This is a genomic window from Candidatus Neomarinimicrobiota bacterium, assembly GCA_034716895.1.
Taxonomy (GTDB): domain Bacteria; phylum Fidelibacterota; class UBA8477; order UBA8477; family JABMPR01; genus JABMPR01.
In genome coordinates this window covers 1-21,771 of record JAYEKW010000191.1, presented here as the reverse complement: position 1 = coordinate 21,771, position 21,771 = coordinate 1, and the positions used below count along the sequence as shown (strand labels likewise).

At 43.3% G+C, this 21,771-nt stretch carries 19 protein-coding genes and 1 pseudogene; 2 read left to right on the top strand and 18 right to left on the bottom strand.

Annotation, left to right across the window (positions count from 1 at the left end; all coding sequences use genetic code 11):
• Positions 1-48 precede the first annotated feature (48 nt).
• Complete coding sequence (locus tag U9Q77_11480; protein ID MEA3287977.1) at positions 49-309, bottom strand: DNA/RNA helicase domain-containing protein; 261 nt, start codon at positions 307-309, stop codon at positions 49-51.
• Between U9Q77_11480 and U9Q77_11475 the strand changes: the two are divergent.
• Positions 278-1,003 (top strand): annotated as a pseudogene (locus U9Q77_11475) (patatin-like phospholipase family protein). The gene U9Q77_11480 and the pseudogene U9Q77_11475 overlap by 32 nt on opposite strands.
• A 547-nt stretch (positions 1,004-1,550) precedes the next feature.
• On the opposite strand, the gene U9Q77_11470 reads toward U9Q77_11475, so the two are convergent.
• The 17 genes from U9Q77_11470 to U9Q77_11390 all read right to left on the bottom strand — a co-directional run bounded on the left by U9Q77_11470 (position 1,551) and on the right by U9Q77_11390 (position 20,764).
• Complete coding sequence (locus U9Q77_11470) at positions 1,551-2,912, bottom strand: FAD-dependent oxidoreductase (GenBank protein ID MEA3287976.1); 1,362 nt, start codon at positions 2,910-2,912, stop codon at positions 1,551-1,553.
• A gap of 116 nt (positions 2,913-3,028) precedes the next feature.
• Complete coding sequence (locus U9Q77_11465; protein ID MEA3287975.1) at positions 3,029-3,547, bottom strand: sulfite exporter TauE/SafE family protein; 519 nt, start codon at positions 3,545-3,547, stop codon at positions 3,029-3,031.
• Positions 3,548-3,592: 45 nt separating this feature from the next.
• Positions 3,593-4,663 (bottom strand): substrate-binding domain-containing protein, encoded by a 1,071-nt coding sequence (locus tag U9Q77_11460; GenBank protein ID MEA3287974.1) that lies wholly within the window; start codon positions 4,661-4,663, stop codon positions 3,593-3,595.
• 22 nt (positions 4,664-4,685) lie between these two features.
• Positions 4,686-5,771 carry a substrate-binding domain-containing protein gene (locus tag U9Q77_11455; protein ID MEA3287973.1) on the bottom strand — a complete coding sequence of 362 codons (1,086 nt, stop codon included), beginning with the start codon at positions 5,769-5,771 and terminating at the stop codon, positions 4,686-4,688.
• Between the two features lie 400 nt (positions 5,772-6,171).
• Entirely contained in the window at positions 6,172-7,206 is a 1,035-nt protein-coding gene (locus tag U9Q77_11450; protein ID MEA3287972.1) for a DRTGG domain-containing protein, read from the bottom strand.
• Positions 7,206-9,338, bottom strand: coding sequence for an acetate--CoA ligase family protein (locus tag U9Q77_11445; protein ID MEA3287971.1), 2,133 nt, complete (start codon positions 9,336-9,338; stop codon positions 7,206-7,208). Before U9Q77_11445 ends, U9Q77_11450 begins: the two co-directional genes overlap by 1 nt.
• Complete coding sequence (locus tag U9Q77_11440) at positions 9,335-11,230, bottom strand: GNAT family N-acetyltransferase (GenBank protein ID MEA3287970.1); 1,896 nt, start codon at positions 11,228-11,230, stop codon at positions 9,335-9,337. Before U9Q77_11440 ends, U9Q77_11445 begins: the two co-directional genes overlap by 4 nt.
• A gap of 259 nt (positions 11,231-11,489) precedes the next feature.
• Entirely contained in the window at positions 11,490-12,755 is a 1,266-nt protein-coding gene (gene hflX, locus U9Q77_11435) for a GTPase HflX (GenBank protein ID MEA3287969.1), read from the bottom strand.
• Positions 12,748-14,703, bottom strand: a complete 1,956-nt coding sequence (locus U9Q77_11430; protein ID MEA3287968.1) for a BatA domain-containing protein — start codon at positions 14,701-14,703, stop codon at positions 12,748-12,750. Before U9Q77_11430 ends, hflX begins: the two co-directional genes overlap by 8 nt.
• A 15-nt stretch (positions 14,704-14,718) precedes the next feature.
• A complete protein-coding gene (locus tag U9Q77_11425; GenBank protein ID MEA3287967.1) occupies positions 14,719-15,306 on the bottom strand; it encodes an SEC59/DGK1/VTE5 family protein in 588 nt (195 codons plus the stop codon).
• Positions 15,307-15,978 (bottom strand): ribulose-phosphate 3-epimerase, encoded by a 672-nt coding sequence (gene rpe / locus U9Q77_11420; GenBank protein MEA3287966.1) that lies wholly within the window; start codon positions 15,976-15,978, stop codon positions 15,307-15,309.
• Positions 15,978-16,706 (bottom strand): PASTA domain-containing protein, encoded by a 729-nt coding sequence (locus tag U9Q77_11415; protein ID MEA3287965.1) that lies wholly within the window; start codon positions 16,704-16,706, stop codon positions 15,978-15,980. Before U9Q77_11415 ends, rpe begins: the two co-directional genes overlap by 1 nt.
• Positions 16,703-18,031, bottom strand: a complete 1,329-nt coding sequence (rsmB, locus tag U9Q77_11410) for a 16S rRNA (cytosine(967)-C(5))-methyltransferase RsmB (GenBank protein ID MEA3287964.1) — start codon at positions 18,029-18,031, stop codon at positions 16,703-16,705. The genes U9Q77_11415 and rsmB overlap by 4 nt, the downstream gene beginning before the upstream one ends.
• The gene (gene fmt / locus U9Q77_11405) at positions 18,024-18,962 is read right to left on the bottom strand and encodes a methionyl-tRNA formyltransferase (protein ID MEA3287963.1); all 939 of its coding nucleotides are present in this window, start codon (positions 18,960-18,962) and stop codon (positions 18,024-18,026) included. Before fmt ends, rsmB begins: the two co-directional genes overlap by 8 nt.
• A 258-nt stretch (positions 18,963-19,220) precedes the next feature.
• On the bottom strand, positions 19,221-19,760 hold the full coding sequence (def, locus tag U9Q77_11400; GenBank protein ID MEA3287962.1) for a peptide deformylase: 540 nt from the start codon (positions 19,758-19,760) through the stop codon (positions 19,221-19,223).
• A gap of 3 nt (positions 19,761-19,763) precedes the next feature.
• Positions 19,764-20,075, bottom strand: coding sequence for a preprotein translocase subunit YajC (yajC, locus tag U9Q77_11395; protein ID MEA3287961.1), 312 nt, complete (start codon positions 20,073-20,075; stop codon positions 19,764-19,766).
• Positions 20,076-20,344: 269 nt separating this feature from the next.
• Entirely contained in the window at positions 20,345-20,764 is a 420-nt protein-coding gene (locus tag U9Q77_11390) for a hypothetical protein (protein MEA3287960.1), read from the bottom strand.
• Positions 20,765-21,429: 665 nt separating this feature from the next.
• Here U9Q77_11390 and U9Q77_11385 point away from each other — a divergent pair.
• On the top strand, positions 21,430-21,771 hold a 342-nt coding region (locus tag U9Q77_11385; GenBank protein MEA3287959.1), incomplete at its 3' end, for a peroxiredoxin.

Genomic DNA, 21,771 nt, shown 5'->3' with positions numbered 1-21,771 from the left:
TTAAGGGTCGGATTAATCAAATTTGACAATTCTCTTTATGCTAAACAATTAGACTATAACGGGGAAACCTACATTTTTTAAGTACTCATAGGTTGGATTATAAAACCCTGGTGAGCGGGTATGATCTTCATCATTTCCCGTCGGTACCACAATAATCATTCCTTGGCGTGCCCTGGTCAATAATACTCGATAAGCGTTTTTAAGATACCGTTTCCGTTCACTTTTTCTAATCTTAGTCCACTGGCTTCCTCGAAATGACCAGTGATCCCAGCCATCATTAGATGAACTTGAACAGTGGCTAACTTCCATAACGAAAATTGATATGGTCAATTTGCTCGATCTCTCATGGGAAACGACCGGTCTTATCAAAGGTGATAAAATCATCAACACCCTGATTGAGCTGGTGGGGAATCAGTTGATCGAAGATCTGCCTATACCCTTTACTGCTGTAGCAGCCAACGTGCAGAGAGAAAAAGAGGTCTGGATACAATCTGGAAAACTGTTTGATGCTGTCAGAGCTTCAATCTCGTTACCCCTGTTCTTTACACCTTATAATTATAAAGGTATTGACCTTATTGATGGCGGTGTTTTGAACCCTGTCCCAATTGCACCTACTTTTGGAGATGGAACTGACTTAACCATTGCAGTCAATCTAGGTGGAGCAATTGAAGTCAAACCGGACAATAGCAGTATTAAAACCTTACCTGAGAATTCTGCTTCACCTCTCCGGCAAAAAGTTGGGGATTTTATTGACCGTTTCCAGCAAATGAAAACAAGTATTGGTAATATTGACTGGGGAGTATACGACATAGCGAATCAGGCTTTTGACGCCATGCAAAGTACCATCGCAAGACAAAAACTTGCTGCTTACCCACCAGATCACCTTATTGAAATTGCCAGAAATGCCTGTGGTACTCTAGAATTTGATCGAGCATCAGAGATGATAAACCTTGGATATAGTAAAGCTCAGGAAAGTTTAGGATCCAGGGTAACGCCATTGTGATTCATCCATAGAAAAAAATAGGACTTCCCAATGCAAAAAGAAATTACACAGAACGCTCCCCTACTTACTAAAGACGGCAGAACTTCCAGAATCCTTCCAGCTTACAAAGTAATTTATGGAAACTTTCAGGAAATAATGGGAAATATACTCCTATATTATCCTTTCCATAAGATACTATTTTATAACACGTTACACGCATTTACGACAAGAACCAGCAATCAGGCTGATTGAATCCCCCCCTCTCCGCTCTGTGAACAATTGAATAACGAACAAGGACTACAGAATGTCGAAGTCATAAACTCCATAGCTCAATATTCAACGACATTTCTCTCCAAATATTCTCTATCCTATTTAAATGAACTCTGATTGGCTCTTCTTATACCCACCTATACAATGATGATTTGAAATAGTAACATTGCTGATCCCGCAAAGAGATCTCTATTAAAAAAACCTTTTCCTGATACAATAGACGGATAGAGAAAAAGCATTCATCTCAATTTGCGAGACCATCAATGTTAAGTTTGTTTTTCCTATGCGATCAGACTTTTCAGCTCACAAATTTTCGCTTCTTTGCAGCTGCTTCAGCCGCTTTGATCAATGGATAGGCTGTTGGTGGTCCAGTGAGCAATGGATGCGTGGCGATCTGGGCAGTTATAAAAGAAGCTATCGTAATTCTATTCTCAATTGAAAATCCAATCAGATTGATTAATTCTCCTGTACCAGCGCCACCGATCACCTCTCCACCGATCAGGTTTCCTGATTCTTTGGCTACAATCAATTTTACGGTTTGTTTCTGGGTCCCAGGTAAGGTTCCGGGATGTTTATCAATTCCTTCAAAAGTACCGGTAACAATAGTGAGCCCCAATTCCTTCGCGCGACTTTCAATTATTCCAGCCGCACCAAAGGCAGTGTCTCCAATAACGGTGCAAAACATGGAAATGGTTCCACCAAAAGTTTTTACTGCAGAAATTGAAAATAAATTCATGCCGGCAATCCTCGCCTCTGCACAAGCAGTAGAAGCAAGCATCACTCCTGTCTGCATTCCCATTATAAACCCCTTTTTCTCAGCACAGTCACCTATTGCAAAGATATCTGAGTTATTACAGGTTCTCATATATTCATCTACACAAATAAAGCCCAGATCGTTTATGTTTATACCTGTTTGCCGGGCAAGACTAACATTTGGTCGATACCCCATAGCTAAAATCACAACATCAGCAGCTAGAGTTTCTCCATTTTTTAGCAGTACTCCTGAAACATTTTCCTCCCCAAGTATTTCTTGAACACCTTCACCAGTTCTGATAGTTACACCTCTGGATTCCAGAATATCCTCCGCTTTTACAGCCAGCTCTTCATCAAAAGCAAGTGACAAAATATTTGGCAATAGTTCAACTAAAGTAACATCCTTGCCGTACTTATTGATCTCATCTGCCATTTCGACACCAATAAAACCACCACCAATAACAATTACCTTACTTGCATCCTTAAGCTTTTCTTTGATCACATCTATCACAACTTTGTCTTTGTGAATAGAAAACACATTCCCCTTATCCACCCCTTTAAGCCATTGGGGAGCAACCGGAGTAGAACCAGTTGCGAAGATAAGTTTATCAAATTCGATCTCAGTACCGTCTGCAGTTCGACAAAGTTTTTTTTGAGGGTCAACTGCAATGGCTTCATCTATTTTTAAACGTACCTTGTTATCCGATAGTGTTGCATCGGGGATAAGATTTTTTTCACTACTATCCAAAGATCCAAAAATGTATGGGATACCACAAGGCACAAGCACCTTTTGCTCCTTCCGAACAAGTAGAAAATCTTTGTCTGGATAATGAGATTTGCCCGTTGTTGCAACAACGATTCCGGCGGCACTACCACCGATCACCAATACATCTGTTTTGTCTTTCATCTCTTAGACTCCCTTTTTTATAAATTGTTATTTGGTTCAAGGCTTTAGGCCACTTTTACTGTTCTCTTTAGTCATCGAATGTCACGGTATGTACAATATTATGAGAGGTATGCTTCTCATAAAGCAAGTGGGTCACAAGTCAATGCAGGAAACCCTGCGTGTTCATTGTGATCTGAACATATATTTTGTAATGCAAGTTTTATCAACTGGTATTGTGGGTTTATCGTAATAGCAACATTAACACCGATCGCCACGCCCACCACACTTCCTAAAGCTAAAAGCATTGCCACTCTAAAATCTCGGGATTGCCGTGTGAAATCAACATTCCCCGTCTCATGATGAAAATAGGATGAAGCAAAACCGCTGAGAAATTCTGAAAGTAAGATGGTTGGAATCAGTTCCAGTGGCTCATACCCGAAAGCCAGCAGAACAGGTGTGAGGGTAGTACCATAACCCATACCCAAAGAACTATCCATGAGTTCACAGGCAAAACAAAGGATTACTAATCCCAAAACCCCCCAGGAAAGCGAAATATCAAAAATAAAAACACTCAAAAAGAAAAAACAAATGACACATAGAAACCAAAGCTGTTTTTTCGTACTTACTTTCCTTATTGTTGAAATAAACCACCGCATATGCACCCTCCGATCACATTCAAGGGCGTGGAGTTGCTCCTGAAATCATTGAGCGGAGAATTGTTTTAGATTCAAATGATTCAACGGATCAATAATTTTTTCCAGCAATATCTGAGGGTCTCCCAAACTGTCGGATCTGAAGATATCTTGAGAATCAATTTGCCGGATATTATTCTGAAAATCTTCATAGTGGACTCTAAATCCATAGTCCATAAGCAGGGTTTGAGCTTCCCAGCTCCAGAGGTATTGAATAAATGAGTCTAACAGCGGCTGTTCCTTATCCCAGATATTCCTGGAAACCGGTACAACAACTGGTTCAGCCATGATGGTTCGAATAGGATAAACTGATAGTGCCGATTGCTGGCCACCAGAATGAGCACTTGAGCCAAAAGCTTCATAGGTTAGCAGCAAATCAGCATTACTGTTTGCAAAATCTACAAAGGCCGCTTTCGCATTAAGCGAACTGATCATTACATTATCCAAGACTTCAGTAAGGTAAGTGGTGGCTTCTAATTCTGTTGCACCTGACCTAAGCAGGGACCCATACAACGCCAACAGAGCCCACTGACCGGCACCAGAAGATACTGGATCTGTGATCATTATGTTTAATTCCGCAAAATCCAGATCTTCCAGAGCTATTTCAGACACTCCAAGTTCTTTTTTTGAATATAAGATTATCGGTGTATAACACAATTTACCACCCTCCGGCAGGTTTTCCCAAATATTGTGAGTGACAATTTTCGTTAGCGAGAGTTGGTAAGCATCCACAACTGAGGCTAATATTATTATTTGGGCTTTAAAACGTAAAATAGTTCTACTACTGATCAGTCCTGACCCAGAATAAGTGGTAATAAATTTGACTTTCTGACCTGTATTTTCATACCAATAATTTTGAAATGCCGGGAGAATAGCCTCCTCCATCACGTCTTCCATGGCACTAAAGCAATAGATTAACACAGTATCCGGCTCAGTTTCAGAATAGCTGTTTACCGCAAAGCAAAACACGACCACAGCAACAACTAAAAGCATGCAGATAAACAAAATAAATGGAATTCGGTAACTTGGATCATTCCAATAGAGTTGTTCACGAATTTTTCGCAATAAACTCATCATCATTCTCTATCAGTCCTGGATAGAGCTATTCACTAACTTGAGCTGCACCATTAGTCTGTTTTTTCACAAGGCTCTTCTTAAAATGCTTTCTGATTTCATCCTGCCATTTATTCTCAATTAGATCGCATTTTACAAATTTTACTCCTCCCAAGCTGTTCAGAGTAAAGGTGGATTCCAGGTCATAAAACTTGGAATTATCATCATTTAAACGATCTGCAACACTGCGAAATCCGTATTCCACAAATATTTGCTGGGCTCGGTCACTCCACAAGAATTTATGAAATTCTTGAAGTAGCTTATCCTTAACCAGTGATACTTCCTGGGGAATTCTGACTACCATGGGTGTGCACATAATCGTATTAGGCGGGGCACACACGGAACCTTCCATAACTTGTCTGTTGGAAGAACCAAGCACCTCTGATTCATAAGTGATTATTGCATTTCCCCGTCGCTTGGTGTACTGAGCACGGGCTAACAACGCGGAGGCCGGGTTTAAGGAAACAGAGTGCCATAAATTCTTTAATTTTACCATTGCTAACGAGTCATCACCTGTCTCAAACAGAAACGTCCCGTAACTGGCCATGAGTCCCCACTGACCTAATCCAGAGTACAAAGGACAGGGATGAATGAGTTTAACTGACGGCTGTGCAAGATCGCTGAAATCAGTTATCTCACCAACTTCATCGGGATAATACAGAATCAAGATAGGTGTTTGCGCAAAAGTACCCTGGTATGGAGCACTAAGCCATGTTTTCTCATGAACCGTCCCCCGATGTAATAATCGCATAGCATCGATCTCTGAGGCTAATATTGCCAGATCTGCTGTCTGTTCCGTTGTAATGGCACAGGTTAACTCTACTGATCCTCTAAAATTCGTCCGGAATTTTATATCGCGATGAACTTGTGCTGCTTGCATCTCCTGAAAAGCCGGGATAATTCCTTCAAGCATTACATCTTTCAGTGCGCTGCAACAATAAAGATTAATTTCATTATCCTTTTGGGTGGAATTGCAGCTAATAAGAAGCGGCTGTATCAAAAATAATAAGAGGAGGAGTGGCAGAATTCTGACGATCGATTCTCTAGTTACCCTGAAATACTTGTAATTACTCATGATACTCCCTTCAGGCTTAACGCCTTGCTAGCCAACGTACTATTACGTTATTGTGTGAAATACTTCATCAATATAATGTAGTGCAAAGATTATGCCCGCTAACAGCTATTGTTATTATTAATTATACCTGCTAAACTACATTTAGACCACTACAACATTCTGCTTGAAGCATCTGTTTTTCTAAAAAATACTTGGTATTGGGTGATAACTTTTCAGCGCCAGAAATTGGACATCACAGCGTCTCAAAAAGGAGTCGAAAAGCTAGTGTCACGTTAAGCATGACACTAGTGCGTGGTTGCAAACAACAATGGCCAAACCACTATTTTCTGGTGGATCTAGAGGAAAACTATTTAAACCGATCGCTTCTCAGTACCCCACTTATCAGGGACACCAATTCTCATTAGAATAGATCAGAAATATTGACATGCTCCTTAAGCAATTGCTCTAGTAACTCCATTTTGTCTAAATCATCTTTCGCCAGCAAAGGAATCAGATTATCTACCTTTTTTGCAGCATGAAAAGTATCCTGGGCAACCAGGAGCAAAGGAATATTAACAGCAGAAGCTTTGGCAATGATGTTGGGAGGTGGCAGAATGTTATTTGTAAGAATAATACCGGCAGCTTGAGTATCTAGAGCAGCTAGAATCATGTCACTCCGGTCTCCACTGGTGATAACCAATTTTGATTCCTTACTAAAGCGCTGCACTCTCAGAACTGCGTCGGCTGACATGGCTCCAACCACTACATTCATAATAGTATTTGACAAACCCTTGTCACCGGCCAGAACCTTGGCAAAGAAGAGATCTGTCAGGAACTGCATAGTAGGGTGTGTCAAAGTTTCCATGAAAGGAATAATACCTAAGAGCGGGAGATGCAACGCTTCAAAATGTTCACGATAAACCATTTTAAAATCTTCGATATCTCGCACTTTATTGATGATGACACCGGTCAATTTCACGTCGCTATCTTCCAGTATTCTTTTCAGGGCATAGGCATCATCACAAATCTGGTCATTGGTGCCACTAAGAACCACCAGCAGTTCTCCATCCAGATACTTACAGAGTGAAAGTGCATCAAGATGGACAGAAAGTCCCCGATTCAGCTCTGTCCCACTCTCCACCAGCATGATATCTTTATCCTGAGAATTCAGGGTTGCTATTTCACGTACTTTCTCAGCAGTTGAATCAGCATCATACATAAAACGCAATTTGGAATGATCAAAACCAATGCTCATGGCTTCCGGTGGCTCTTTAGCACCCATGGCAACCGTACAAACAGCTGCATCAAAATCCCAAAGGCGTTTTTTCCGGTAGAGCAGACGATCACCAAAGGGTTTCAGGTAGCCCATCTGTTGGGAGCTATTTTTGGCTAAACCAACGATCACACTGGTTTTTCCGGCATCTTTTCGTAGAGAAGTTACAATTATATTTTTCATTATTTTGAATCCTCTTTATCATCAGATAATAATACGCGTATATCAACAGCACGAGCACCGCTTCCCTGCTTGTATACCACCATTGGATTGATCTCAATATCAGTGATCCTGGGAACCATGCTGACCAGGGCAGATACTTTTTCAAGGGCAATAACAATGCTTTCAATATCCTTTCTCGCCTCTCCCCTGACACCTAATAACAATGGATAGGATCTAATTTCCTTAATCATGGTTCGAATCTCCTGCTGACTGAGAGGCAGAGCCCGAAAAGCAACATCTTTCATCACCTCAACATAAATGCCGCCTAAACCAAACATAAGAGTTGGTCCAAAATTGGCATCTCGTCGGCCCCCGAGGATAACTTCTGTACCGGCTGTTATCTGCTCCACTACTTCAATACCATCGATGACTGCATTGGGTACATTTGCCTTACAGGAGTGGATGATCGTTTGATACCCATCAACAACTTCCTCAGAGTTATCCAGATCCAGCAATACACCGCCAGCATCGCTTTTATGTAGAATATCACGGGATACGACCTTCATTACCACTGGATAGCCGATCTGGTCAGCCAGACTAACAGCCGCCTGAACTGAGTGAACCACCCCTCCTTGCGGACCTGGTAGTTGAGCAGCACCCAATAATCCCTGCCCCTCTTCGGCCAAGAGAAAATTGCGACCATCAGCCAGTGCACTATCGATGAGCTGGTTCACAACATCCACATCGACCTCGGCTTCAGTAACTGCAGCGACTTCCTGAACTTGCACCTTGCGTATAAAATGCAGGGCTCCCAGACAGGACACTCCGTCATAGACATCCCGATAGACCGGGATATTATCCTTGTGTAAAGCAGTGATGGCGGCTTCAGTTTTTTCTCCGCCAAAAACTGAGAAAGTAATGGGCTTTCCTTTGGCATGGTACTGAACATACATTTCATCGATCATCTCAGTTAATTCCTGTGAATCCATCATGGCGGTTTCACAATACAGTGCGATAACTGATTGTATGTCGTCATCAACCAGGGCTTCTTTGAGAGCTTTCACATAGTCAGCTTTGGTGGCTTCACCTGTGATATCAACCGGGTTTTTGGTGGATCCAAAACCATGAGCTACACTCTCGAAGGTCTCTCTCAGTTTTTCCTGATCGTCATAAAGCTTAATATCATACTTTTCGCAGGCATCAGTAGCCATAACACCGACACCACCCCCATTGGTAATGATGATGGTATTCCGGCCTTGCGGAATTGGGGTATGGGAGAGGAACTTACTCCACTCCAGAGCCTCCTGAATGCTCTCTGCCCGCAAAACACCACATTGGCGCATGATGGCATCAAAAACTTTATCAGAGCCCGCCAGTGAGCCGGTGTGGCTGGCAGCAGCCACAGCTCCACGCTTGGAACGGCCAGACTTGATCACAATAACCGGCTTTACCCTGGTAGCCCGTTTGAGTATGGCAACCAATCGTTCACCTTCCTGAATACCTTCAACATACATGAGGATGATCTTTGTCTCTTCCTGCTCAATCAAGTATTCTAAAAGATCAGATTCATTTATGTCAGTTTTATTCCCAACTGAAATAATGGATGATAGTCCAATATTCTGAACTGCCGTTTTCCCGATCATGGCAATGCCCAGAGCGCCGCTCTGAGTAATAATGGCTACGTTGCCAGGACGGATATCACGGGGGCCGAAAGTGGCATTCAAAGCTACTTTGGCTGAATAGTGCCCAAATATATTGGGGCCGAGTACGCGCATATTATGCGCATGGGCATAGTTCAGTATCCGTTGTTCTTCTTCCAGGTTCCCAACTTCTGAGAAACCAGAGGAAATGATGGTTAAGATCTTCACCTGTTTTTTAGCACAACTAACTACAGCATCATAGACAAAGCGGGCTGGGATGGCAATCACGGCTACATCCACTTCTCCCTCAATTTCCTCCACGCTGGTGAGAATAGTCAGGCCCAGGGCTTGTCCCCCTTTGGGATTCACCGGGTATATCTTACCCTGATACCCAACTTCGATCATGTTCTCCAAGATCTTATAGCCAATTTTTCCCGGCTCCTGACTGACACCGATCACGGCTACAGAATCGGGTTCAAACAATAATTTTATATCTGGCTTACTTGCTGTCATTTACTCTCCAGGAAAGTCATTTTCATTGCATACATTCCAGCCGAAATGTGTTTTTGTACATCAAATCCCATACTCTCAAATAAACGCATCATTCGCGAGTTACTGATGAGCACATCTGCAGTAAATCCCAAGAGTCCCTGTTTTTTCGCCAGCAGGGTCAGGTAACGTAGTAATTCACGTCCGATCCCCAGCTCCTGGCGATCATCCCTGATCACAAAAGCCACATCAGCAGTATGAGTGGACCCAATAATCGCATACTGCCCTAAACCGACCAATTCCTCTTCAGAAGTGAAAGCAAGTAGGATGATTTCGCTGGTATAATCAATGACTACGAATTCCTGCAAGCGTTCATGAGGCATGTCTTTTCGCTCAGAAATAAAGCGTCGCTGCAAGCTTGTATCCGACAGGGAATAAAAGAACTCTTTCAGCAATGGCTCATCACTGATCTTCACCGGACGCAGGAATATCTCAAGCCCGCCGGATGTTGTCCTATAGGTCTCGATCTTCTCAGGATACTCCCCTGCTTTTCCAGCAATAAAGGCTTGATCCTGGTAGATCAGATTCCTTTTTTTTGCTTTGCGGATCAACTCAGGCCGGAATTTAGGGTGAGCAATAGAGATCAATTCCATGGCCCGTTCCCGGATATTCTTACCATGTAGATAGGCAATCCCATACTCAGTGACCACATAGTGAATGTCACCCCGGTTCAAGGTTACACCGGCACCTGCCTTTAAGAAGGGAACAATGCGAGAGGTCTCCCCATGCTCAGCTGTTGAAGGAATGGTCAGGATAGTTTTACCTTTCTTTGCTAGAATGGCTCCACGCATGAAATCAGCCTGACCACCGATCCCACTGTAAAATACTTGCCCCAGTGATTCAGCCGTTGCCTGACCTGTCAGATCTATCTCAAGAGCCGAATTGATAGCGGTCATATTTTCATGCTGAGCAATTACCCGAGGATTATTTGTATAATCAACTGTTTTAAACGCAATAAAAGGATTATCGTGGAGATAATCATACGTGGCGGTTGATCCCATGCTGAATGTGGCTATGGTTTTACCATGGTTTATAGTTTTTTTTGAATTATCAATAACACCCGCCTGCATCAATTTGACCAGACCATCTCCCAATAATTCGGTGTGAATGCCAAGATGTTTTTTGTGAGTCAGATTTGACAAAATTGCATTGGGGAGACAACCATATCCCACTTGGATAGTATTGCCATCTTCGATGAGGGTCGCCACATACTTCCCAATGCGATCAGCAACATCGTTATCCAACTCATCTTTATATTCCAGCAGGGGTTCCTCATGGGGGATCAAAAAATCTACACCTGATACATGAATAAATCCGTCTCCATGGATGCGAGGCATACGGGGATTGACCTGCACAATAATAGTTTGAGCTTTTTCCACAGCAGCTTTGACAATATCCACACTGACCCCCAGACTCATATAGCCGTGAGGATCAGGGCATGAAGCCTGGATCAGGGCAACGTCGACAGGAACATGACCGCGCGCGAAAAGGCGAGGGATCTCTGACAAAAAGATGGGTGTATAATCAGCCAAACCAGTATTAATAGCCTGCCTGGTGCTGTTTCCAATAAAGAAGGAGTTATGCCGAAAATTGTGTTTAAACTTCTCCTTGGCATAGGGAGCTAAACCCAGAGACCAAACATGGATAACCTCTGCATCAAAAAGCGCTTTGGGGTCTGACTCAACGTATTCAACAAGAGATTTAAGGAGAAATTGAGGCTCACCACAAGCCGTATGAACAAAGATGCGGTCTCCCCTATGCAATTTTTTTAGAGCTGTTTGAACGGGAACAAATTTTTCAGGATACTGCTTTTTAAATCGCTCAAGTGCAATGATTTTTGCTTTATCATTTGTCATTGGACACATCCATTCCTTGCACCTTCACTTCCCCGTGCCAATTGCAAATAAAGTGCCTGAATCAGGTAAACGCAACGGATAATTTGAGAGAGCCAGGAAGATTTACGTGAAAGATTAAAACAAAAAGGTTCATCTCTGCTAACCGGGGACGCATCAGCCCATTAGATGGGTGAGTTCTTAAGCACAACGATAGGTGTCCAGCCCCAGGAAGAACCACCGCTTGGAACAAGACTTGACTTTGGCGATGACATCAGCTGTTTCAGTCTACTGAACTCGCTCTGCGAATCTGATCCAGCATGTCTTTCTTGATCCTGATATTGACCAGGATATGATTGTCTTGATAATCGATATTGAGTACTTCTGCACTACGGTGAAGATAAGCCAGGAATTTTTGTTGAGAATGCTCCAGTTGGAGGGTTTCCTCCACATATTCGTTTCTCCGAATTTTAACAATGGCGGCTTCTAGCTGAGCAATATTCACCTGCCTCAGTGCAGAAACTGGTACAGCATCTTCATGATCCTTGATAGCAGCGGATAGAATATCCTGATCTTGTACCAGATCAATCTTATTGAAAATGGTTAATGTTTGACGTTCTGAGACTCCCAGATCCATCAACACTTCATTCACGGTTTCCAGATGCCTTTCATACTGGGGAGAGCTCAGGTCGATCACTTTCAGGATCAGATCAGCGTGACGCACCTCCTGGAGTGTACTTTTAAATGAAGCAACCAAATGATGGGGCAATTTGTGGATGAATCCGACCGTATCACTGAGCAATATCTCAAGATCATTGATCTCAATTTTCCTGATCGTAGTATCCAGGGTTGCAAATAATTTATTCTCTACCAACACATCTGCATCAGAAAACAGGTTCATAAGCGAAGACTTGCCGGCATTGGTATAACCGACCAGAGCCACCTTGAACATCTCATCCCGGCTTTTACGCCTGGTGTCTCGTTGTTTTTCGATCTTCTGCAATTCAACCTTGAGTAGCGAAATTCGATTACGGATCAACCGCCGGTCAACCTCGATCTGGGTTTCGCCCATTCCACCACGGGTAGAGGTTGCACCTCGTTGGCGCTCCAGGTGAGTCCAGGCTCTGGTCAAACGAGGCAGCAAATACTGAAGTTGAGCCAGCTCAACCTGCGTTTTGGACTCCTTACTGCTAGCATGCCGAACGAAGATATCCAGGATTAAACTGCTGCGATCCATGATCTTGGCTTTTTCGATTTCCTTTTGCAAATTTTTTGTCTGGGCAGGTGACAACTCATCATCAAAGATTACCACATTCACTTTTAACAGGGCAACTTTGGCAACGATCTCTTGAACCTTACCTTTGCCAATATACAAAGCGGCATGTACCTGATTGCGTTTTTGAATAATATTGCCAGTGACCCTGGCACCGGCGGTCTCAGCCAATAAAGCCAGTTCTTCCAGATTTTCTTCTACTTCAGATACAGATTGCTGGCTATGGACCACACCTACCAGTAGGGCTTTTTCTTTTTCTATAGTTGTTTCAAACATTTTGCCGCCATGTTGGTTTAATTCTTGATAAATAAGTTTCGACAACCCATAAAAACAACAGGCCGATCAATAACAGGGGCCACAAAGCCATTCCAGATCGTTTCCCCATTATTTCTGCTACAAGCTCTGTTTGTTGTTCAGTTAAAAATATATCGGGTTCATCGAATTGGTAAGAAATACTGTGCGCTTGAGCTTCGTGCGATGAAATATTTACAGCAATGGGCTGTAAAAGTTGCCGACCTCTCACCAGCCTGTAAATACCCGGAAGATCAGTTTTAGTATAGTGAATAATATAATTTGGATCCGGTGCCTGATAATCCACAGTACCATCGGGGCGTTGGATGCTAAAAGGGGTATTCTCCCCTTCTCTGGCAATTGGGTAGAAATGTAAAGTGTCGCCTACCAATGCATTATAGGGAGCAGTCTGATCCACCAGTTCCTGGGATTGACATAGTTGCAGAACCAGGGTAGGGAAAATTCCCAGAAACGGTAAATTATTTGCATCAGATCTAAATTCTGTATTAAACCAGATCGCACGTCCTGCCTCCTGGGAGGTAGCTCCCAGAAACGGTTGATCATCCAAATATCTAATCCAGGTATGCTCCAGTTCATTGTTGAGACTCACAAAACGTTGATAAACTTTTAACCGATCCTGGGTGATCACAGCCTGCAGCGGATCGATCTGGATAGCTTTGTCAGCCTCTTTAGTCAGATAAAGTCCAAAAGCAGAACGGCTCAGCTGTGCTTCCAGAGGAGCTTTAAAATGAAGCAGTTCTTTCATCCGGGTTCCCCCATCACCAAAAAGGATCAGTTGACCGCCAGCGGAGAGAAAACCGATTAATCGATTCCAATTGTAATCAGCTAATCGGCTGGCATCTTCCACAATAACAGTACCACCCTGACTCAGATCCAGATTATCAATCTCACTGAATTGCAATAAGCTGACATCAAGGTTCAATTCAGTTTCATTCAGTGCTGTTTCAATGATTCTCCAATAGTCAGGTGCCAATCTTTCACGCAGGATCTGCACCGGGATATTCCCGCCAGCAGGTATGACATAATGTCGGGTATCGTTGTAAGGGTGGGCATCTTGCCCTAACTCCAGTCGGCCTTCCTGGAATCCCCGGTCGACTACTCTGGCACTCATCTCAATAAAATCAGCATCTGATTCGAATACAGCCTGGTTTTGTCTACTCTCGTTTATGATCAGCTCTAATCCGCTAAGTTCCAGATCACTTGAACTACGCTCAACACCAACTTGAAGCTGATATCCTTCACCCTTTCGCAACCCCCGATCAGGTAATTCCACCAGGGATACTCCCATATCCTCTGCCACTGGATCTATCAGTAAATACTTATCCCAACCAGGCAATTCCCCGAGTTTCTGTTGAGCATCCTGCCCATCTCCCAGCCAGACGATGGATTTGTTTCTGTATCTGTCCAGATCAATTTGTTCCGCCAGGCGGGTCTCGATATTACCATCATAAATATTGGAATACCCGGCATAAACACTTTCGGCAGTTTCCTGCAGCTTAAAATCTGTGATCCCGAGAAAGGCAACATGATAACCCTTCTCCTGTAGACTTGTCCCAAACTGAGCTAACCCTGCAGCATTCAGATCCTCAAAATGAATCCGGTTTGAAGCCGTATTGTCCAGGGCGATCAGCATGAGATCAACAGTTTGGGGGTAAATCCTGAAACCACTTTTCAGATTTAGATTGGGACGGGCAAAAGCCATAACGATCAACAGGATCATTAATGTTCGTATGATCAGCAGGATCAATTGTTTAACATTAAATTTGCGGAGCGCATCCTGCTGGAGCAGTTTTAAAAATTTGAGAGATGGAAATTCGATAAGCTGGCTGCGACGTTTAGCCAGTAAATGGATGATCACAGGCAGGGCCATCAGGGGTAGAAACCATAAAAACAGGGGACTAAGGAAGGTCATATACCCAGGCTCCCATCAAAACAGACTGGTCAAACTTAAAAGAAGACCTGCTGCGATAGGAATAACAAAATTGTCATCAAGTTTAAGGGGTAGCGCTTCTGTGATAGTAAGGATCAGGGCAATGACCATATTTACCAGGAAATCTTCAGGGCGAAAGAGTTCCAGGATAAGCAGGGTTGTCAGAAAAAAGGTTATGCTACCTTCCCGAGATTTGGCCAGGAAGGGATGCTTCCCATAGGGAATGCCGACCAGAGCTGCAAAAGTATCAGAGATGGAGAGGATCAGCAAGGCCGGTACGGCGATCTCCTTGGGAAATAGAAAAATAGCCAGTACTGACCCTGTGAACACGTAGGTTGCGCCAGTTAGTTTCTGGTGCTCATGCTGCCGCAGGGCGGAGCCGAATACCTTCATAAAAAGTTGTTTCCCAACCTGAGAATGAAAGCGCAAATACTCAGCCGTAAGAAAACCGGTAGCCAGGAATATTACCCCTTTCAGCATGATATTTCGTTCAAATCCAAACCAATACAATAAGGGAATAGCACTGCTGCTGAGGTGAATGGCTTTACGAACCAATTCATTGGAGCGAAGCGATGAAATCGTCATTTAATCCTGAATGAGTTGGGTTAGGAGTTTCCGATAATTTTCACCCGGGTTTGCTCCATGATCAAAGACTGCCGAACCAGCAACAAATCGATCAATACCAATACCGCGGACAACTGGAATAGTTTGCGTATTAATGCCTCCATCGATCTCAATGACTACCCCATTCTGCTCAAGTTGGAATAAAAGATCTGGTAAGCGCTCCAGTACGGCGGGAATAAATGATTGTCCGCCAAACCCAGGAAATACAGACATGATCAACAGCTGATCCATTTCCATGATATAGGGTTTAACCATCGTTAATGTTTCATCAGGATTCACCACCAAACCGGCTTTTGCTCCAAGATCATGAATCCTGGCAAGCGTGTCTGAGATTGAGTTGCAGGTTGAGGGATGAACCAGAACAATATCTGACCCAGCAGAGATAAATGCCTCGAGGAAAGGTTCCGGATCTGATATCATAAGATGGGCTTCTAACACCATGTTGGTCATTTTTCGAACGGCACGGACAATCGTGGGTCCGAAAGTCAAATTGGGGACGTAGTGCCCATCCATGATATCCAGATGTAAAATCTGTCCGCCGGCCTGATCAATTGAAGTGATCTGTTGGCCTAGCTGGGAAAAATCAGCCGTTAAAATGGAAGGGGCGATCTCCGCATGTTTCAGAACAGACATTAGAAATCTTCAGTAATAATGAGATCAACATAGATGACACGCTCCCTGGGAAAGATTTTTCCAGGATCAACTGATTGAGAGATGACAGTTTTAGGCAAAAGATCGGAATCCTGGGTATACTGAACTGCTCCTAAAGAAAACCCATTGATCTGTAGAACCTTGGTGGCTTCATTCAGCCCCTTATTCAGTAAAGTGGGCATGGTCTTTTTCAGGTTCCTTTTCCCCAGACTGACAGTCAATAGAATAGTATCTCCGGGAGCAACAGGTAAACCTGCCGCAATGGATTGATCCATCACTACGGTCCGTTCATACATATCTGAGGAATCAGTCAATACCTCAGTCAGGATCAGACCCAGCTGGTCCAAAGCGATAGTTGCCTGCCTTTCAGTAATGGCGACTAAGTCAGGCATCTCCAATTTCTCCGGGGGCAAACTGACTGTAAATTGTATCTTGCGATTCTCTTTGACCATCTGACCTGCTTCAGGATACTGATCCATAATGAAGCCGGCTGGAATATCACGCCTGTATATGGTATCTTTGATGGTCCATTCCAGTTTCCGCTCTTTCAGAATTTCACTGGCTTTTTCCAAGTCGGTATGGGTCAGACTAGGGACCCGAATCTCATCATTCCAGTTCACGTAAAGCGGCAAGATAACGTTATTAAACAAAAGGGCGATGAGAATGCCAATAGCGACAAAAATGAAACTATAATCGCGTAAGATCTTCATAATGCTTTTCTAATTTTCACTGCAAACATACCATCCATATCATGGTTCCAGGGTAATGTAGCCAGAGCACCCCGTTCATCAATAAATGGTTTGATCTTTTCGGCTGTTATGGGTTCAAATTCTGCATTTTCAAGAGATTCCACCACTGAATCGATCAAAGCCCAATTCTCTTCTGGTTCAAGGGTGCAGGTTGCGTAAACCAGGATTCCTCCGGGCTTCAGATATTTCCAACTATTCTTTATAATGTTTGTTTGAATACCAACCAGAGATGAGCTGTCAGATGCTTGTCTTTTCCAACGAGCATCTGGTCGTCGTCCCAGGACACCAGTTCCAGAGCAGGGGACATCCAACAGGATCTGATGTGCTTCCGGCAAGGGTTCAACTGTTGCATCAAGTCGACGAATTACTATATCTTTCAAACCCAGGCGTTCAACATTCTGTTTAACTTTACCTAATCTTGTCTGGCTGGCATCACAGGCAATGATATGGGATTGTCCACTACTTAGCTCTGAGAGGAAGGCCATTTTTCCACCTGGTGCTGCACAGGCATCTACGATAGTTTCACCTGGCTGTGGATCTAAAATAAAAGCTACCATACCAGCAGCAATATCCTGAAAAGAGAACCATCCATCATGAAACTCAGGTGTTCTGAGCAATGGACCACCGGTATCAATCTCATAGAAGCTTTCCAGGATCGTTGAACGGCTAAAATGAACTGCTTCTCTTTCCAGATAAGCCTCAAAGTCTGCCTGAGTTATTCGTAAAGAATTCCGGCGGATCCAAACTTTTGGAGGTCGATTATTGTGCCGACATAATGCGGTTACCTCATCATGATCATAACGGGATAACCATTTCTCCAAGAGCCATTCTGGATGGGAGGTTTCTATGGAGAGTTTTTTCAGCGGATCACTGATCGGCTCCAGGATTTGAGACAGCTCAATAGTTTGGATTTTTCGCAATACGGCATTAACCAGTCCACGTGCTTGAGATTGCCCAACGCGCTTGCACAATTTCACAGTCTCATTCAGAGCTGCATGCTCAGCTGTCTGCATGTGCTTTAATTGAAAAGCACCCATTCGTAGCAAGGTTTTAATAGCGTGCTGAGCCTTTTTATAGCGCCCTTTGTACGCCACTTGAATCCAGGCATCCAATTGAAGCTGCATTCGGGTTACACCAAACACCAGCTCCATGGTCCAGCGTTTATCCCGGGGATCCAGGGTACTGTTATTCAATGCTTCATTCAGCAGATCATCTACAGGACGAGCGTGATCCTTTTCTGCTGCTAAAAGCGTACGATAAGCCAGTTCGCGGGGTGTGTTAGCCAATTTCATCGCCTATCGTCAAAGGGTTACCACGCAAATAGGCAGCAGCCTCCATGGGCTTTTTACTTTCCGGTTGGACTGAGCGAATGACCAAAGAGCCCTGCTTGCAGGCGATGGTGAATGAGTCGGCGGATACTTCTACCACCTGGCCGGGAATACCACTGGCTTCTCCAACATGAGTTAACAGAATTTTCAATCGGGCACCATTACGATAGGTAAAAGCGCCTGGTGAAGGTGCAAAAGCCCGTACACGATTATGGCATTGTTCGGCACTTTGCTCGAAATTGAGAGTTTGAGTGCCAGCAGTAACTTTTGGGGCAGGTGTTGCCAGCATATTGTCCTGGGTACTTTCTTTTACTATCCCTGAGGATATCTGGTCAACGGTATCTAAAACCAGGTCTGCACCAATGGCGCACAATTTTGCATAAAGGCTATGTAGATCATCCTCGGTGGCAATGGGTAGACTGCGTTGCAGAATGATATTGCCAGTGTCCACTTTTCGTTTTAGAAAAAAAGTGGTCACACCACTTTCCGAATCTCCATTGAGGAGAGCCCAATGGATAGGTGCGGCACCCCGGTAGCGTGGAAGCAATGAAGCGTGCAGATTAAAGGATCCCAGGCGAGGTATGGAAAATACATCTTCTGGTAAAATCTGAAAGGCAACCACTACAATAATATCAGGAGCAAGTTGTTTGAGTTCATCAGCAAACTCAGGAGCTCTCAGGTTAACCGGCTGGAGTAGTGGCAACCCAAGTGCAACTGCAGCCTGCTTAACTGCCGAAGCGCGAAAACGCTGACCTCTCCCCTGTTGTTTATCTGGAATTGTAACAACAGCCTGTATGTGATGTCGGCTCGCCTGCAACATTTCCAGAGTAGGAACCGCAAAATCAGGAGTTCCCATGAAAATGATCTTTAATGATAAATCAGTGTTCATCTACAGTTAGTCCCATATACTATATCATAACAGGTTGAATTCAGAAAAAATGTCTACTTTTCAGGCTATTGAACGATGTGTCACAAAATCTTCAAGTCGCTCATCTACAATGGAAGAATGGTATCTCTGTGCGGAGACCACACGGCTACCTTAGCCCTTCAACGTAATGAACTACAGGAACAGATATGGCATAGAAACCTTAGAATTCTCTACCTGTAAATTCTTCAGTCCAGTAGCGTCTAAATGCTTTGTAATCAATCAAAGTTCAAAATTCTCTGAAGCCTCAACCCCTATCTCACCACTGGCGATCTTGTTAAGTGTCTTTTTAAGGAATGAGCGCTTCAATGAACTTAAATGATCGGTAAAAAGAATCCCTTCCAGATGATCATACTCATGTTGAATAACCCGAGCCAGAAATCCGTCCACTTCTTCATCATGATGCTGGCCATCCAGGTCCTGATAAGTAATTCTAATGTTCGTGGGACGGACTACGATCTCCCGAATAGTGGGAATACTGAGACAACCTTCTTCATATTCATCCTGTGGCTCCCCGAATGAGACGATCTTTGGGTTGAGATAAACCCGTTTCGCCTCAGACTCTTCCATTGGGGAAAGATCGATGATGAATAGGCGAATGGATTTGTCTATCTGAGGGGCAGCCAGACCAATCCCCTCTGCGGCATACATGGTTTCAAACATATTGGACACAATTTTCCTGATAGACTTGTCGATAAGCGGAATCTCCTGCGCCTTACGACGCAGAACCTGCTTGCCATATGTTTGAATCTTATAGAGCATGACCTATTTTGATTTAACTGTTGTTACTGCTGATCTACCCACATGCAATTTTGTATCAGTTGCCGTCTTGACCAAAAGGATGTCATTATCTTTGATACCTTCTATAGTGCCATGAATGCCACCAGAGGTAATGATGTGATCACCTTTTTTTAATTCGGATCTCATTTTCTCAGATTCTTTTTGACGTTTGGTCTGAGGTCTGATCAACAGAAAATAGAATACTCCGAACATCAAAATGATGGGAAGAAAACTTAAGATCGGGTTGCCTGCTTCTCCGCCGGCGGGGGCTGCCATTAATAAAATGTTTGCGAACATAATAAAGTTTAAAACTCCTTAATTATTTAATAACCGCGCTAATCTAAACGGGTGTAGAACCCATTCCAACCTGCATCGTTGGCTGGTGAATGAGTTTCTGAGTTTTGTGAGTTTCTAAGTTTGTGAGTTGTTGAGTTTTCTGAGTTTTTGAGATCCAGGTTTAGTGACTAGTTCCATCTCCCTGGCCAGTCGGGGTTAACCAAAGTCGAAGTCTCGGAATGATCTCGCGCTTGATCAGCATGTTCTTAATATGACTTGTTGTCAATGACCTATAGAAATTCCAGGCAGTCTTGCCACCATGAATCAAAAGTACGGGTTTTAGTTATAATAGCTTCAACACTGCAGGGGGTTGGTGCAACAGCAATCGTTGTTTCAAGCTTTTTGTAGCGTACGTCCATTTCCACCCAAAGCATTTTAATAGGATTGGCAGCGTGGTTGGCTACTGCAGCTGCAGCACCAAAAGCAAACCCAAGATCCGGGTTCTCACTATTGCGATGTCCTCGGATCGATATTTTCAAGGTTCTGCCATAGATAAAATCATCAACGATATCGGCCGATATCAGGGTTGGACCTGTACGGTTCCTGTTAAAATATTTTTCAACAGTACTTGATATATGATGATCTTGGATTTGAGCCAGGGTAAAAATTGGAAGCATGCTTAAAATGATTAGAATTGGTAATCGATTCACGTTTGGATCCTTTCAGTCAATTGTGAACTACATCATTCGTTGAGCTTGCAAGGTTACGTTTTAACAATATAGATATCAAAGTAATTCTTATACCATTTATACTTCAAACTGCGCGTTATCTTCTTCATCTTTTACCGTTCTGCTTTACTTCGATGAACTCAGCATAACACACTTAAAATGATAACCATAGCTATCCTGCATTATTCATGAATTATTGCCACGAAGACACTAAGTCACGAAAAGTATTAAAGTTATGAACAAGGTCATCTTAAACAGTATTATTTACATCTGTGAGTGATAATTTTTGATAAGCATATATTTTATTAAACTTTGTGTCTTGGTGACTTAGTGGCTATGAATTATTCAGGCTATAAGTCTCTGCACTACATGCTACGCCCTGACAAGCAGCTATGCCTGCCTATGCCGAAGTCGGTCTCCACGCAGGCAGGCATAAAATTTTAAGCTTACAGAACAGCAAAACTTGTCTCCCGTAGCGTGTAAAGCGTAGGGTGATATTTTGAACCTATCCGCGCCCTCTGAAGTACAAATGGTATTAGAAATAAAGTCTTGCAATGGATAGGTTGCTTTCTATATTAAACAGTAATTATTACTACTTATATTAAAGGGGAAGACCCCACAAATTTAAATCAGGAGTACCAAATCTTATGTTAGTTACAAAACCAGCACCCCAGTTCAAAGCAACGGCCATCATGGGCGACAACACATTTAAAGAGATCAGCTTATCCGATTATAAAGGGAAAAAGGTAGTCCTTTTCTTTTACCCCCTGGACTTCACCTTTGTTTGTCCTACTGAGATTCTGGCCTTCAATCACCGTTTGGCAGATTTCGAAAAGCGCGGTGTTCAGGTTATTGGATGTTCAGTAGATTCAAAATGGAGTCACTTTGGCTGGAAGAATACTGATATTAACAATGGCGGTATAGGCGATATACAATATCCCATTCTAGCCGACATTGATAAAAATATTGCACGGGCTTATGACATCCTA

Excerpts from the sequence above, each read along its gene's own strand:
- rpe (MEA3287966.1), bottom strand. The coding sequence starts at position 15,978 with ATGTCTGTTCTGAAACATGCGGAGATCGCCCCTTCCATTTTAACGGCT.
- U9Q77_11415 (MEA3287965.1), bottom strand. The coding sequence starts at position 16,706 with ATGAAGATCTTACGCGATTATAGTTTCATTTTTGTCGCTATTGGCATT.
- hflX (MEA3287969.1), bottom strand. The coding sequence starts at position 12,755 with ATGTTTGAAACAACTATAGAAAAAGAAAAAGCCCTACTGGTAGGTGTG.
- U9Q77_11470 (MEA3287976.1), bottom strand. The coding sequence starts at position 2,912 with ATGAAAGACAAAACAGATGTATTGGTGATCGGTGGTAGTGCCGCCGGA.
- U9Q77_11450 (MEA3287972.1), bottom strand. The coding sequence starts at position 7,206 with ATGAAAAATATAATTGTAACTTCTCTACGAAAAGATGCCGGAAAAACC.
- yajC (MEA3287961.1), bottom strand. The coding sequence starts at position 20,075 with ATGTTCGCAAACATTTTATTAATGGCAGCCCCCGCCGGCGGAGAAGCA.
- U9Q77_11455 (MEA3287973.1), bottom strand. The coding sequence starts at position 5,771 with ATGAGTAATTACAAGTATTTCAGGGTAACTAGAGAATCGATCGTCAGA.
- U9Q77_11445 (MEA3287971.1), bottom strand. The coding sequence starts at position 9,338 with ATGACAGCAAGTAAGCCAGATATAAAATTATTGTTTGAACCCGATTCT.
- U9Q77_11465 (MEA3287975.1), bottom strand. The coding sequence starts at position 3,547 with ATGCGGTGGTTTATTTCAACAATAAGGAAAGTAAGTACGAAAAAACAG.
- U9Q77_11440 (MEA3287970.1), bottom strand. The coding sequence starts at position 11,230 with ATGACAAATGATAAAGCAAAAATCATTGCACTTGAGCGATTTAAAAAG.
- U9Q77_11430 (MEA3287968.1), bottom strand. The coding sequence starts at position 14,703 with ATGACCTTCCTTAGTCCCCTGTTTTTATGGTTTCTACCCCTGATGGCC.
- U9Q77_11460 (MEA3287974.1), bottom strand. The coding sequence starts at position 4,663 with ATGATGATGAGTTTATTGCGAAAAATTCGTGAACAACTCTATTGGAAT.
- fmt (MEA3287963.1), bottom strand. The coding sequence starts at position 18,962 with ATGAACACTGATTTATCATTAAAGATCATTTTCATGGGAACTCCTGAT.
- U9Q77_11425 (MEA3287967.1), bottom strand. The coding sequence starts at position 15,306 with ATGACGATTTCATCGCTTCGCTCCAATGAATTGGTTCGTAAAGCCATT.
- U9Q77_11480 (MEA3287977.1), bottom strand. The coding sequence starts at position 309 with ATGGAAGTTAGCCACTGTTCAAGTTCATCTAATGATGGCTGGGATCAC.
- def (MEA3287962.1), bottom strand. The coding sequence starts at position 19,760 with ATGCTCTATAAGATTCAAACATATGGCAAGCAGGTTCTGCGTCGTAAG.